The following is a 12,745-nucleotide window of genomic DNA, read 5'->3' on the forward strand; positions in this document are numbered from 1 at the left end:
CGCGGGCGCTCGCCGTCGCGGCCGGTCACGGCGCGGCGGAGAACCGCCTGAGGTAGGTGAGTTCGTCCTCGTCGAGCCGGCGGGGACGGGCGGCCGCGGCGTCGTAGGCGACCATGATCGTGCGCGCCTCGACGTAGAGCGTCTCGTCGTCGCGGATCTCGTATGCCAGCGTGAAGCGGACCCTGGAGATCTCGGGCACCCATACCTCGACACGTACGGGGTCGGTGCGGAAGGTCAGGGGCCGCCGGTAGTCGATCTCGTGCCGGGCCACCACGAGGTCCTGACGGCGGCCGGCGACCTCGCGCGGCCGGTCCCACAGCATGGACACCCGCGCGTCCTCGAGGTAGTCGAAGAAGCGGACGTTGTTGACGTGTCCCAAGCTGTCGACGTCGGCGAAGCGCACCTTGCGCTCGAAAACGTAGCGAGTCACCTGATCCGGGAGATTACGCAGCTCGGTCACCGGTCAAACCTAACCGGCGCCCGTCCCCCGCCCGGCGGCGGGGGACACAGGCGGTGAGTCCGGTCAGTCGCGGGTGAGCTTGCGGTAGGTGACGCGGTGCGGGCGGGCGGCGTCCGCTCCCAGCCGCTCGACCTTGTTCTTCTCGTAGTCGGCGTAGTTGCCCTCGAACCAGAACCAGTTCGAGCCCTCTTCCCACGCCAGGATGTGGGTGGCGATGCGGTCGAGGAACCACCGGTCGTGCGAGGTGATCACAGCGCAGCCCGGGAAGTCGAGCAGCGCGTTCTCGAGGCTGGACAACGTCTCGGTGTCGAGGTCGTTGGTGGGCTCGTCCAGGAGCAGCACGTTGCCGCCCTGCTTGAGGGTGAGCGCGAGGTTGAGCCGGTTGCGCTCGCCGCCGGACAGGATGCCCGCGAGCTTCTGCTGGTCGGGGCCCTTGAAGCCGAACGCCGCGACGTACGCCCGCGAGGGCATCTCGACGTTGCCGACCTTGATGTGGTCGAGCCCGTCGGAGACGACCTGCCAGACGTTCTTGTTCGGGTCGATGCCGGCCCTGCCCTGGTCCACGTACGAGATCTTGACGGTCTCGCCTACCGTGATGGATCCGGTGTCCGGGGTCTCGGACCCGGTGACCATCCGGAACAGCGTGGTCTTGCCGACGCCGTTCGGGCCGATGATGCCGACGATGCCGTTGCGCGGGAGGTCGAAGGACAGCTCGTCCATGAGCAGCCGGTCGCCGAAGCCCTTGCTCAGCTTCTCGGCCCGGATGACCGTCGTGCCCAGGCGCGGGCCCGGCGGGATCTGGATCTCCTCGAAGTCGAGCTTGCGATACTTGTCGGCCTCGGCGGCCATCTCCTCGTAGCGCTGGAGACGGGCACGGCTCTTGGTCTGGCGGGCGCGCGCGTTGGAGCGCACCCACTGCAGCTCCTCCTCCAGGCGCTTCTTGCGCTTGATGTCCTTCTGGCCTTCGACCTTCAGACGCGCGGCCTTGGCCTCAAGGTAGGTGGAGTAGTTGCCCTCGTAGGGGTAGCACCGGCCGCGGTCCAGCTCCAGGATCCAGTTCGCGACGTTGTCCAGGAAGTAGCGGTCGTGGGTGACGGCCAGGACGGTGCCGGGGTACTTCTCCAGGTGCTGCTCCAGCCACTGCACGCTTTCGGCGTCGAGGTGGTTGGTGGGCTCGTCGAGCAGCAGCAGGTCGGGCTGCTCCAGCAGCAGCTTGCACAGCGCGACCCGGCGCCGCTCGCCACCGCTGAGCTTGCTCACCTCGGCGTCGGGCGGCGGGCAGCGCAGCGCGTCCATGGCCTGTTCGAGCTGGCTGTCGAGGTCCCACGCGTTGCGGTGGTCGAGCGCGTCCTGCAGGCGGCCCATCTCCTCCAGCAGCTCGTCGCTGTAGTCGGTGGCCATCTGCTCGGCGATCTCGTTGAACCGGTCGAGCATCGCCTTGGTCTCGGCGACGCCCTCCTCGACGTTCCCGAGCACGGTCTTCGACTCGTTGAGCGATGGCTCCTGCAGCAGGATGCCGACCGTGAAGCCGGGCATCAGCCGGGCCTCGCCGTTGGACGGCTGCTCCAGCCCCGCCATCATCTTGAGCAGCGTCGACTTGCCCGTGCCGTTCGGGCCCAGGACACCGATCTTGGCCCCCGGCAGGAACGACAGCGTGACGTCGTCGAGGACCACCTTGTCACCGTGCGCCTTGCGCACGCGCTGCAACGTGTAGATGTACTCCGGCATGCCTTCAAGCCTAGGGGATAGCACCGGCAGCGCCGTCCGCGCTGCGAGGAGGCGGGGCCACGGGGGCGGCGGGGAGGCAGACCCTGTCCCTGCCGAGCTCCTTGGCGCGGTAGAGGGCGAGGTCGGCGGCGGCCAGCAACTCGATGAGATCCTCACCGTGCACCTTCATGATGGCCACCCCGGCGGAGACCGTGACCGTGACCGTCGCCTGCTCGGCGGGGACCACCATCCGGCCCACCCGGGCGCGCAGCCGCTCGGCCACCCGCCGCGCCTCGTGCACGTCGGCGCCGGGCAGCAGCACGACGAACTCCTCGCCGCCGAACCGCCCGACCACGTCGTACTCGCGCAGCTGGGTGCGGAGGGTGGCCGCCACCTGGGCGAGGACCTGGTCGCCGACCAGGTGGCCGTAGGTGTCGTTGACCTTCTTGAAGTGGTCGATGTCCACCAAGACCAGCGCGAGGGTGTCCCCGGTCCGCTGGGCTCTGACGATCTCCGTGTCCGCCTCCCGCTGCCAGGCGGCCGCGTTCAGCAGGCCCGTCTTCGGGTCCGTGCGGGCCGCGGCCTGCAGCTGGGCGTGCAGCAGGCTCCGCTGGAGCAGCACGACGGGCGGCAGCACGAGCAGCAGCAGCGCCAGGTTGAGTCCGCAGACGGCCGCGACGAGCACGCCGAGGCAGAGCTCGACCGCGTCGAGGAGGACGCGTTCGCGGTCCCACAGGACCTCGCCCCAGCGGCCCTCGGGGTCCGACGCGTGCGCCGCGACCGCGATCAGCGCGGTGTTGAGCACCGTGAACAGCACCGCGCAGGCCGCCGCGACCGCGATCGGCCCGCCCTCCCCCGACGACAGGTGCGCGGGAACGGGGATCGAGCGATGGAAGACGGCCGAGGCGGAGGCCGCCGCGAGCCCGATCGCCGCAGCGCTGAACACACGGCGGTACAGCACGGTCGCCCGGACCCTGAGCTGCAGCAGGATCTGCATCGGTATGGGCGCGAGCAGGGCGTAGACCGGCGGAAGCAGGAAAGCCACCGGCAACCACCAGGCGGACAGCAGGTCGCGGGACACACCGGCCGGCATGCCGAGACGGCGGGTCGCCTCGATGCACACGGCACCGCACGCGGTGAGCGCCGCGAACATGACCAGGTGAGGAGCGTGGAACGCGGTGGACCTCGCCAGCACGGCGATCAGGACCGCGTCGAACGCCACGATCGCGCACACGTAGGACACGAGGGCGGGCGGCTGGGCCAGCAGGGGCCAGCGACTTCGCGAGCAGATCGCGCTTCGCGGCCTGGCCGAGGTCTGACCGGTCGCCGTCATCCCGCCTCCCAGTAGCCGAACCAGTAGCCGAAGCTCCATCTCACGATGAGTAACACAATAGTTGCGGAGTGTGCGAAGCGCGACGGGAACCGCTACCTTGGCACGGTGGCCATCTGCTTCTGATGGGCTAAGGGAGCGTCTGCGGCGGTTTGCCCGCGGACTCCCGGCCCCGGGCGGACGGACATATCGGGTGCGGGGGGAAGCGAACGAAAGCGGGCCACCGCCGGAAGGAGCAGCCATGCCGCGAGGCGTCATCTGGACCTGATCGGTCCCCTGCGGAGCCAGCCCACGTGCGCCCCACGTGCTCTCCCACGCGCCCTCCCACGACCGCGCATGCACGGACAGCGGGTACCGCGCGCCCTCGGCAGCCGGCATGGCCCCCTCCGCCGCCGCTGCCACCGGTACCCACCCGCGGCACGACGCCGCCCCGCCGCTCGCCCCGCTCCGTCGCTCGCCCCGCTCCGGCCGCTCCTCCGGGCCGGCGCGCGGCCGACGTTCGGCGGCGGGACACCCGGTCAAGCCCGATCGATTGAGGCAGGGCGGAGGCGCCGCGCCCGACGTGGCGGGCCTCTCCGAGGCGGGGCGACGGCGTGATCAGGCGGCGAGAGCGCGTGGGAGCCAGGCGTCCTCGCCGCCCTGAGGGTCGCTCTCCGCTGTCTCCGGATCAGACGCCTCGCCCGGATCAGACGCGTCGCCCGAGCCGGTCGCGGCGGCCGCCGCCTCCGGTGCGTCTCCCGCGTCGGTCTCCTCCGGCCTGGCGGTCCGTCCCGGGTCGCCGGCCCGCCAGGCGTCGCGGGCGCCGGCGGTCTCCCCTGCTCCGCCTGCCCGCAGGGCCTCGTCGGCCGTGCCTCGTCCGCCGACGAGGGCGTCGAAGGCCTCGTCACCGCCTCCGTCGGCGGCGACTCCCCCGCCCAGGGCGGCGATGCCGGTGAGCTCCCACTCCCGCGTCGCGTCCTCCATCGCCTGGCGCTCGCCGTCGCTCGGCGCGCCCGCCGAGTAGGCCCGGATCGGCTTCTCGAACGTGGCGATGCCCCACTTCAGGTCATGGCCCACGGAGCTGGCCTCGATCTCCGCCCAGAACCGCTGCTCGCCGTCGCGCTCGAACTGCTTGATGCGCAGCTTGCCGTACACCACGACCGGGTGGCCCTTGCGGATCGACTGCTGGACGTTGTCCGCCAGTCCCCGGTAACAGCGCACGGTGTAGTAGGTGGTGTCCCTGGTCTGCCAGGTGTTGGTCTTCTGGTCGAGGACGCGCCTGTTGACGGCCATCCGCATCGAGGTCACGCGAGAGCCGTCGCGGAACTGGTACTGCCGGGGGTCGTCGGTGACGTTCCCGCTCAGCGTGACGTAGATGTCGTTCATCGATGTGCCTCCCCGGCCCGGTCACTCGCCGGGCTCGGGTGACCACACTGGCCGGGAACATCACCGCCCCGCCGGCCAGAACCGCGTTCTGTGGATGACACGGTGCCTGTGGACGACAGCCTGTTGGGCGCCAGCCTGTTGACGCCAACCTGTGAGCGACATCCCCCGGCTGACGGCCGCCTTCGCGGCCCCGCCGCGCGTCAGCGCCGGGTGGCCGCCATCGCGCCGAAGAACTCGTTGTACCGGTCCAGCTCGCGCTCGACCGGCCCGACGACCATGTCCTGTGCCAGGACGCCCACCCGGCGTCTCATGTCGCGCTCCAGCCGGTCGCGTTCCTTGCCCGCCGCGAGGACCACGAAGTTCCTGCTCGCCATGGCCGAGAACAGCCCGAGCCCGAGGACGCTGATCATCATCAGCCCCACCCAGGGCAGCACGCCCACGTCCCCGAGGACCTCGGCAGGCGGGCGGCCCGCCTTGAACACGCCGTACGCGAGGATCGCGCCCGCCCAGGCGAGGCTCGCGGCGAACATGACCACCAGGAGGTGCTGCCAGATCTTCAGCAGCCACCACCAGGCGGGCACCCGGTCGAGCGGCGGAGCCACCTCCGCCAGATCGTTCGACAGCGCCTCGGGAAGCTCGTCCACCCGCGAGCGGGCGGCCTCGCGCACGCCGTCGCGCCACACCTCGGGCATGCCGGCCGTCAGCCCGTCGGCGAGCGCCTGCACCGCGTTGTCCACCTCGGCGGGCTGGGCGGTCACCGAACTCGCGACCAGGCCGCGGATGTCGTCCTTCACCGCCCCGAGACGCAGGCTCTTGAGCGGGTCGGGCCGCATCCCGGCCGTCCAGCGCGCGTACGGCCAGCCGACCCAGTCGGCCGAGCGGACGGCGTGCACGTTCTCGAGGGCCTCGCCCAGGGCGGAGACGCCGATCGCGTCGCACAACGCGTCGACCAGCCCGGCACGCCGCGCTCCGTCCACCGTGGGCTCCACCCGCAGCAGCTCCGGCATGTCCTTCACCAGCCGCTGCACCAGCCGGTCGAGATCGGCTTCGAGGCGCTGGTAGGCCGCGCGCCGGGCGGCCACGGACTCGGCCAGGACGGCCTTCAGACTGTCCACGCCCTTGCCGGTGGTGGCGGACGTCGCGACCACCCGGGGATGGGCCACGCCCTCACGCCGGAGAAGGTCCTCCAGGTCGGCCACGCACTCCGCCTGCTCCTCCGGGGTGAGCCGGTCGGACTGGTTCAGCACGAAGACCGTCACCGCGTCGTGCCCGGTCAGCTCGGTCACGTAGCGCCGGTGCACCGAGGCGTCGGCGTACTTCTGCGGGTCGAGCACCCAGACGATGAGGTCGGCCACCTGGATCAGCCGGTGGGCCTCGTGGTCGGTGAGCGCGCGGATCGAGTCGTGGTCGGGCAGGTCGAGCAGGATCAGCCCGTGCAGCTGGCTCTCGCCCTTGTCGAGGGCGCTGGCGCGGGCGAACCGGTGCCGCCACTGGATCTGCAGCCAGTCGAGCAGCGGGCCCGCGCCGTCGATGCCCCACACGCAGGCGTGGGTGCGCGCGGTGGTCGGCCGGCGTACGCCGATGGGCGAGAGCTCCAGCCCGGAGACGGCGTTGAACAGGGACGACTTCCCGCTGCCCGTGCCGCCCGCGAGCGCGACGACCGTGTGGTCGGACGACAGTTTGAGCCGGTCGCCCGCGCGCAGCAGGAGCTGGGCCGCCTCCGTGACCAGCGCCGGGTCGAGCCGCCCCTGTCCCAGCTCGACGATCTTGGCCAGGGCGGCGAGCCTGGAGCCGAGCCCGTGCTGCGTTTCGGCGGTGCTGACAGCCGTCATGGATTCCTCACCGTGGTGCCGGAGGCGTACTCGGGTGTGAGCTGCCGGATCGGCTCCGTCATCGTGCGACCTCGAGGTTGTACGTTGCCTGGTACAGCCGCGTCGCCGCGGCCTCGTCCGGGATGCCGGCGCTGTCGAGCGCGTCGACGTACCGGAGGGTTTCCTCGTCGAAGAGCAGGCCGACGCGGGCGCGCAGGTCGCTGCGGGCCTTGGCGCTGATGTTGCGCAGCGACTCCGCGCCGAGCAGGCCGCGCAGCAGGCGCTGGGGCAGCGCGACGGCGCCCGCGCCCGCCGGGGCGTCCGTGGCGCCGTAGCCGAGCAGGCCGATCATGAAGATCAGCGAGAGCGACTCCACGTCGAACGAGATCAGCTTGGCCACCGACCGCTTGGTCACGCCCTCGGTGCGGATCAGTTCGGTGACGTGGTCCTGCCAGGCGGTGATCGTCCTGGTGGTCCTGCGTCCGATCTCCTCCGACGGGCGCCCGAGCCCCGGGGTCGCGGCCAGCCGGTCGCCCGCGCCCGCCCGCTGCCGCCAGCGCGTCACGACCTCCTCGGCGGCCTGCTGTACGGCCGAGTTGACCAGCGCTTCGAGGCCGGTCCGCAGGGCGGTCCTCAGCCCGCGCACGCGCTCCGGGCCCTGCTGGTGGCCCTTGCCTCCGCGCCGCAACTGCAGCGTGCGCATGAGGTCGCCGGAGCCGGCGAAGTCCTGCCATCGCGCGAGCACCTCCCCGCGCAGCAGCGAGCCGTCCCTGGTCGCCTCGTCGATCCCCGCCAGGGCCCCCATGTACGCCCCGTCGACGTCGGAGCGCAGATCGGCGCGCAGGGCGACCTGGGTCTCCAGGTGCCGGGCGAGGGCGGGCAGCCGGGTGCGGAAGCTGTTCAGCACGCCGTTCAGCGTCGTCTTGACCGCCGCCTCCCGCCGCTCGTCGTCGACGGACAGCGCGGACAGCCACATGCGCAGGTCGGCGATCTCGATCTCGGGCAGCCGCCCCTCCCGTACGGCCGTCTCGTTGATGACGAAGCACTCGACCTCGCCCAGGCCGTACTCCTTCAGCATGCGGCCGAAGTGCTTGACGACGACGTCGCGGGACTTCGGCGGCACGCGGGACAGCACGATGACCAGGCGCGCCCCGCGTTCCTTGGCCCGGCGCAGCAGGCCCCAGGACGGCGCGTCGGCGTACCGGGACGCCGTGGTGACGAACACCCACAGGTCGGCGGCGTCCAGCATGCGATGCGCGATCTCGTGGTGCTCCTCCACGACGGAGTCGATGTCGGGTGTGTCGAGCAGCGCGAGTCCCCGGGGCAGGGACGGGCTCGACGTCAGCACCACGCTGCCAGGCGGGGCGTCCCGCGTGGGTTCGTCGAGCCTGTTCAGTTCGCCGAGGAGGTCGCCCCGCGCGTACCACTCGTGGTCGTCGGGGTGGCAGGCGAGCACCGGCGTCGCCGTCGTCGGGCGGCGCACTCCCGTGGCCGAGACCTTGCGCCCGGCGAGCGAGTTGACGATGGTGGACTTGCCCGCCCCCGTCGAACCGGCCACGACGATCAGCGCGGGTGCGGTGCTCATGTGGACGCGCGGGATGACGTAGTCGTCGAGCTGCGCCAGGACCGCCGCCTGCGCCTTGCGCGCCTCCTCGGAGCCCGGCACGTCGAGACCGAAGTGCAGGCCCTTCACCGCGGTACGGAGGTTGTTGAGCGCCTCGGTCAGCGCCGCGGAGACCGGCTCCGGCATCGGGAACGAGCGGACCCGGTCGTCGTCGGACGCGTCCTCCTCCGCGGTCTCCGCGTCCGTGACGTCCGCGGCGTCCTGTTCGCCGTCGCCGCTCTCCGGCCGTCCGGCCTCCTCCCCGCCGACGCCCGCGGAGGGTTCTTCGGGTGCGTCCCGCAGGGAGCCGTCCCCGGAATCGTCGTCGGCCGTGTCGTTCACAACGGTGCCGTCCGGAGCCGCGTCACCCGGGGCCGCGTCGGGCTCGGCGGGCCGTACGAGGCCGTCGTCCGCCTCGGGGGACGCCGCGTCCCCCGAGGCCGCAACGGTCTCCTGCGCGGTCTCCACGGCGGGCGCGGAAGAGGCGGGCGCGGAAGAGGCGGGCGCGGAAGAGGCGGGCGCGGACGGGGCGGGCAGCGGCCCGCGCGAGCCCGAGGGACGCGATGCGGGCTCCGGGTCGGGCTCGTCGTCGCGGATCGGGCGGAACGCGACGGTCCGCTCCCCCGGTGACTCCGGGTGCTCCTCGATGTCCGGCTCCTCGGTCACGGCGTCGCCGGAACCCGCACCGGTCCCGTGGTCGGGCGTGTTCCTGGCTGCCGATCTCACGGGACCCGCTCCGCTCGCACCATCTCGATCTCCTGGCCGACCTTGACGACCTCACCGACGATCACGATCGCCGGAGGCCGCACTCCGGCCGCGGTCACCCGCTCCGCCACGGTCGACAACGTGGCGGCAACGGCTCGCTGGGTCGGAAGAGTACCGTCCTGTACCACCATCACGGGAGTTTCCGGTGAACGTCCGTCTCGAACCAGCGTTTCGGCGATCTCCTTGATCCGTTCGACCGCCATGAGAAGTATCAGGGTTCCGGTCGATCGCGCCAATCCGGGCCAGTCGACCGTGGACCTGGGGTCGCCGGGCGGGACGTGCACGGAGATGACGTGGAACTCCTGGCTGACCCCGCGGTGGGTGACCGGGACCCCGGCGGCCCCGGGGACCGCGACCGAGCTGGTGATCCCGGGCACCACGGTCACCGGGATGCCCGCCCGGGCACAGGCGATCATCTCCTCGCCACCGCGGCCGAAGACGAACGGGTCGCCGCCCTTCAGCCGCACGACGAACCTGCCCGCGCGGGCATGCTCGACGAGCAGCTCGTTGATCTTCTCCTGGGACAGCGACCGGCCGTACGGCACCTTCGCCGCGTCGATCAGCTCGACGTCGGGCGACAGCTCGTCCAGGAGCGCGCGCGGCGCGAGGCGGTCGGCCACGACCACGTCGGCCTGGGCCAGGAGCTGGCGTCCCCGCACGGTGATCAGGCCGGGGTCGCCGGGGCCGCCGCCCACCAGCGCGACGCCGACCGGCTTGGTGCGGTGCCGCCTGGCGTCCACTGTGCCGTCGCGCAGCGCGCCGACGATCGCGTCGCGGATGCCGGCCGCGCGGCGGGGGTCGCCGCCCGCGGTGACCGCCACGCCGACCTCGTCCACCCGCCCGCTGGCGGGGGTCCAGGCCGCGGAGGCGTCCTTGTCGTCGGCCCGCACGCACCAGATGCGCTTGGCCTCGGCCTCGGCGGCGACCGCGGTGTTGACGTCGCGGTGGTCGGTGCAGGCGTGCACGAGCCAGGCGCCGTCGCAGTCGCCGACCTGGTACGGCCGGCGTTCCCAGATCACCCGCCCGGTGGCGATGAGGTCGTCCAGCGCCGGGGTGACGGTGGGCGAGATCAGGGTGACGGAGGCTCCGGCGTCGAGCAGCGCGGGGATCCGCCGCTGTGCGACGCGTCCGCCGCCGACCACGAGAACACGCCGCCCGTCGAGGCGGAGGCCGAGCAGGTAGGGCGCCATGACCCCAGTCTCCCTATCGCGTCAAGCGTGCATTGTTAGGAGGCAAACCTACCCGCTGGGCTCGGGCGACATTCACCGGTTGAGACTTGTGAGTCCACAGGTCGGTCGCCCCGCGGGCCCTCGGGGACTCACTCGCCCTTGTCCGCCACGCCCGCGGAGTCGAAGGTGGCGACCTCGTGCATGACCCGCGCCGCCGCGCTGACCAGAGGGTGGGCGAGCAGCCCGCCGGTTCCCTCGCCGAGGCGCAGCCGCAGGTCGACGAGCGGGTCGAGGCCCAGGTGGGCCAGCGCCGCCGCGTGGCCGGGCTCGGCCGACCGGTGCCCGGCCAGGCAGTAGCCGATCGCGTCGGGCGCGATCGCGCCGGCCACCAGGGCCGCTGCTCCGGCGATCACCCCGTCCAGGATGACGGGCACCCGGGCCGCGGCGGCGCCGAGCACGAAACCGGCGATCGCCGCGTGCTCCAGGCCACCGACCGCCGCGAGCACGCGCAGCGCCGCGTCCGGCCCGTCCGGTACGGCTCCCGCCTCGGTGATCCCGTTGGCCCGCAGGCCCCGCCGTACGATCTCGATCTTGTGCTCGAAGGTGGCGTCGTCGACGCCGGTCCCCCGCCCGGTGACCCCGGCGGCCGGCCTGCCGGTGAACGCGCAGATCAGTGCGGCCGACGCGGTGGTGTTCGCGATGCCCATGTCACCCGAGACCAGGCAGCGCGCGCCCGCGCCCACCAGGTCGCGGGCGACCTCGACGCCGACGACCAGGGCGGCCCCGGCCTGCTCCGGCGTCATCGCGGGTCCCTGCGACAGGTCGGCCGTGCCGTACGCGACCTTGCGGGCGAGCAGCCGGGGCGCGGGCGGCAGGTCGGCCGCGACTCCCACGTCCACCACCGTCACCGACGCGCCCACCTCGGCGGCGAAGGTGTTGGCGACGGCTCCTCCCGCGGTGAAGTTGGCCACCATCTGCGCGGTGACCTCCTGCGGCCAGGGGCTCACCCCCTGCGCGTGCACGCCGTGGTCGGCGGCGAAGATCGCCAGGGCGGCCGGGGACGGGAGCGGCGGCGGGCAGGTCCCGGCGATGCCCGCGAGCCGCACCGCGACGTCCTCGAGGACCCCGAGCGAGCCGCTCGGCTTGGTGAGCCTGTCCTGGTGGGCCCTGGCCTCCGCCATGGGGCCGGGCTCGACCGGGCGGATGGCGCCGATCGTCTCGCCGAGGGACGTCATGCTTTCTCCTTCTGTCGCCACCTGGTCCGGCCGCGGCGCCCCGATGCCGGCCCTCTGCTCACCGGCTCCGGCCGGGCGGCTGCCGGAACCCGGACCGGCGGGCGCGTCAGACGGCGCTGGCGACTCCGGGCTGGGCGAGGGGCTCGTCCGGCGCGTCGTCGCGGGGCTCCTCCCCCGCCTCGCCACGGCCGGCCATGCCGATCATGCTATCCGTCCCGATCTCGCCCTCCGCTTCCGGTTCGGGCATCTCGGCCTCGAGCGTCTCCAAGTCGAGGACGTCCGCGTCGAGCTGTTCCAGATCCAGCGGCTCGGGATCGGGGTCCCGGGCCATGGTCAGGCGCGCGGCGATGGCGGTCACGAGGCCGGCGTCGGCCTCGGCGTCCGGGCTCGCGCCCGGCTCCGCGCGCCTCGTGGGGAACGGCCGGGTCAGCGGCGGTATCGTGGACGGGCGGCTCGCGGCCGGCGACGAGGACTGCCCGCCCCCGGCGAGCGCCTCCTCGTACCTCTCGATCACCACGTCGGCGAGGCCCTCGCAGTCGCCGATCACCTCGGCACAGCGGATGTCGAGGCCCTCGTGGTTGGCGCCGTACGCCAGCGCCTGCGCCAAGATGCGTTCGAGGACCGCGCCGGCGAACAGGACGTACGGCAGGACGATCACGCGCTTGGCGCCGAGCCTGCGGCAGCGCTCCAGGCCGCCGGGCACGCCCGGGCGGGTGTGCGAGACGTAGGCCGTCTCCACGGTCAGCAGGTCGGCGGCGTGGGTCTCCCAGAACAGCCGCGAGACCCGGTGGACCTCGGCGTTGACGGCGGGGTCGGTGGAGCCGTGCCCGACCAGGACGACCGCGGTCTCGCCGGGCGCGATCTCGGCGGGCGGCTCGTCGGTGACGAATCGCGGCATCTCCGCGCGCGCGTCGGCGAGCCGCTCCGCGAGCAGCTTGAGCACGCGCGGGTCGGCCCCGAGCGGCCGGCCGAGGTCGTATTCGAGCGTCGGGTGCCGCTCCTGCTCGAGGGCCATGGTGCCGGGGATGTCCCCGAGCGCGCGCCGGTCGGCGGTCAGGCTGAGCGGCACCGCGATCAGGTGGTGGTGCCCCCGGGCCACGAGAGAGGCGATGGAGTCGCCGAGCGGGGGGCGGGCGTTCGTGATGAAGCCGCCGCTCACTTCGGCGGGGAGCCCGTCGAGGCGGCAGCGGAGGCGGTGAACGAACCTGCCGAACTCGGCGACGCCGGTCTCATCGTGAGTGCCGTGGCCGATGAGCAGCAGCGGCGGTTTCATCTGGTCGATCTCCCCTGCAGTTGACCT

At 72.8% G+C, this 12,745-nt stretch carries 9 protein-coding genes; all 9 read right to left on the reverse strand.

The features are described 5' to 3' along the window. Positions 1-25: 25 nt before the first annotated feature. The 9 genes from HHX41_RS30240 to HHX41_RS30280 all read right to left on the reverse strand — a co-directional run bounded on the left by HHX41_RS30240 (position 26) and on the right by HHX41_RS30280 (position 12,718). The gene (locus HHX41_RS30240; RefSeq protein ID WP_310742261.1) at positions 26-430 is read right to left on the reverse strand and encodes a thioesterase family protein; all 405 of its coding nucleotides are present in this window, start codon (positions 428-430) and stop codon (positions 26-28) included. A gap of 93 nt (positions 431-523) precedes the next feature. Continuing rightward, entirely contained in the window at positions 524-2,188 is a 1,665-nt protein-coding gene (ettA, locus tag HHX41_RS30245; protein ID WP_169987591.1) for an energy-dependent translational throttle protein EttA, read from the reverse strand. A gap of 10 nt (positions 2,189-2,198) precedes the next feature. Further along, positions 2,199-3,500: a GGDEF domain-containing protein gene (locus HHX41_RS30250; protein WP_182908670.1), complete on the reverse strand. Its 1,302-nt coding sequence runs from the start codon at positions 3,498-3,500 to the stop codon at positions 2,199-2,201. A gap of 594 nt (positions 3,501-4,094) precedes the next feature. Next, positions 4,095-4,862, reverse strand: coding sequence for a single-stranded DNA-binding protein (locus HHX41_RS30255; RefSeq protein ID WP_182908671.1), 768 nt, complete (start codon positions 4,860-4,862; stop codon positions 4,095-4,097). A 200-nt stretch (positions 4,863-5,062) separates the two neighbouring features. Continuing rightward, the gene (locus HHX41_RS30260) at positions 5,063-6,694 is read right to left on the reverse strand and encodes a GTPase (RefSeq protein WP_182908672.1); all 1,632 of its coding nucleotides are present in this window, start codon (positions 6,692-6,694) and stop codon (positions 5,063-5,065) included. A gap of 58 nt (positions 6,695-6,752) precedes the next feature. Further along, entirely contained in the window at positions 6,753-9,002 is a 2,250-nt protein-coding gene (locus HHX41_RS30265) for a dynamin family protein (protein WP_310742262.1), read from the reverse strand. After that, a complete protein-coding gene (gene cobA / locus HHX41_RS30270) occupies positions 8,999-10,231 on the reverse strand; it encodes a uroporphyrinogen-III C-methyltransferase (protein ID WP_169987583.1) in 1,233 nt (410 codons plus the stop codon). Before cobA ends, HHX41_RS30265 begins: the two co-directional genes overlap by 4 nt. A 128-nt stretch (positions 10,232-10,359) precedes the next feature. Then, positions 10,360-11,445 (reverse strand): nicotinate-nucleotide--dimethylbenzimidazole phosphoribosyltransferase, encoded by a 1,086-nt coding sequence (gene cobT, locus HHX41_RS30275; RefSeq protein ID WP_182908673.1) that lies wholly within the window; start codon positions 11,443-11,445, stop codon positions 10,360-10,362. Positions 11,446-11,551: 106 nt separating this feature from the next. Next, entirely contained in the window at positions 11,552-12,718 is a 1,167-nt protein-coding gene (locus HHX41_RS30280) for a sirohydrochlorin chelatase (RefSeq protein ID WP_259401420.1), read from the reverse strand. Between the last annotated feature and the right edge of the window lie 27 nt (positions 12,719-12,745).

It is taken from the genome of Microbispora sp. H13382, from assembly GCF_014161445.1.
Classification (GTDB): Bacteria; Actinomycetota; Actinomycetes; order Streptosporangiales; family Streptosporangiaceae; genus Microbispora.

Excerpts from the sequence above, each read along its gene's own strand:
- cobT (WP_182908673.1), bottom strand. The coding sequence starts at position 11,445 with ATGACGTCCCTCGGCGAGACGATCGGCGCCATCCGCCCGGTCGAGCCC.
- HHX41_RS30260 (WP_182908672.1), bottom strand. The coding sequence starts at position 6,694 with ATGACGGCTGTCAGCACCGCCGAAACGCAGCACGGGCTCGGCTCCAGG.
- HHX41_RS30255 (WP_182908671.1), bottom strand. The coding sequence starts at position 4,862 with ATGAACGACATCTACGTCACGCTGAGCGGGAACGTCACCGACGACCCC.
- cobA (WP_169987583.1), bottom strand. The coding sequence starts at position 10,231 with ATGGCGCCCTACCTGCTCGGCCTCCGCCTCGACGGGCGGCGTGTTCTC.
- HHX41_RS30280 (WP_259401420.1), bottom strand. The coding sequence starts at position 12,718 with ATGAAACCGCCGCTGCTGCTCATCGGCCACGGCACTCACGATGAGACC.
- ettA (WP_169987591.1), bottom strand. The coding sequence starts at position 2,188 with ATGCCGGAGTACATCTACACGTTGCAGCGCGTGCGCAAGGCGCACGGT.
- HHX41_RS30250 (WP_182908670.1), bottom strand. The coding sequence starts at position 3,500 with ATGACGGCGACCGGTCAGACCTCGGCCAGGCCGCGAAGCGCGATCTGC.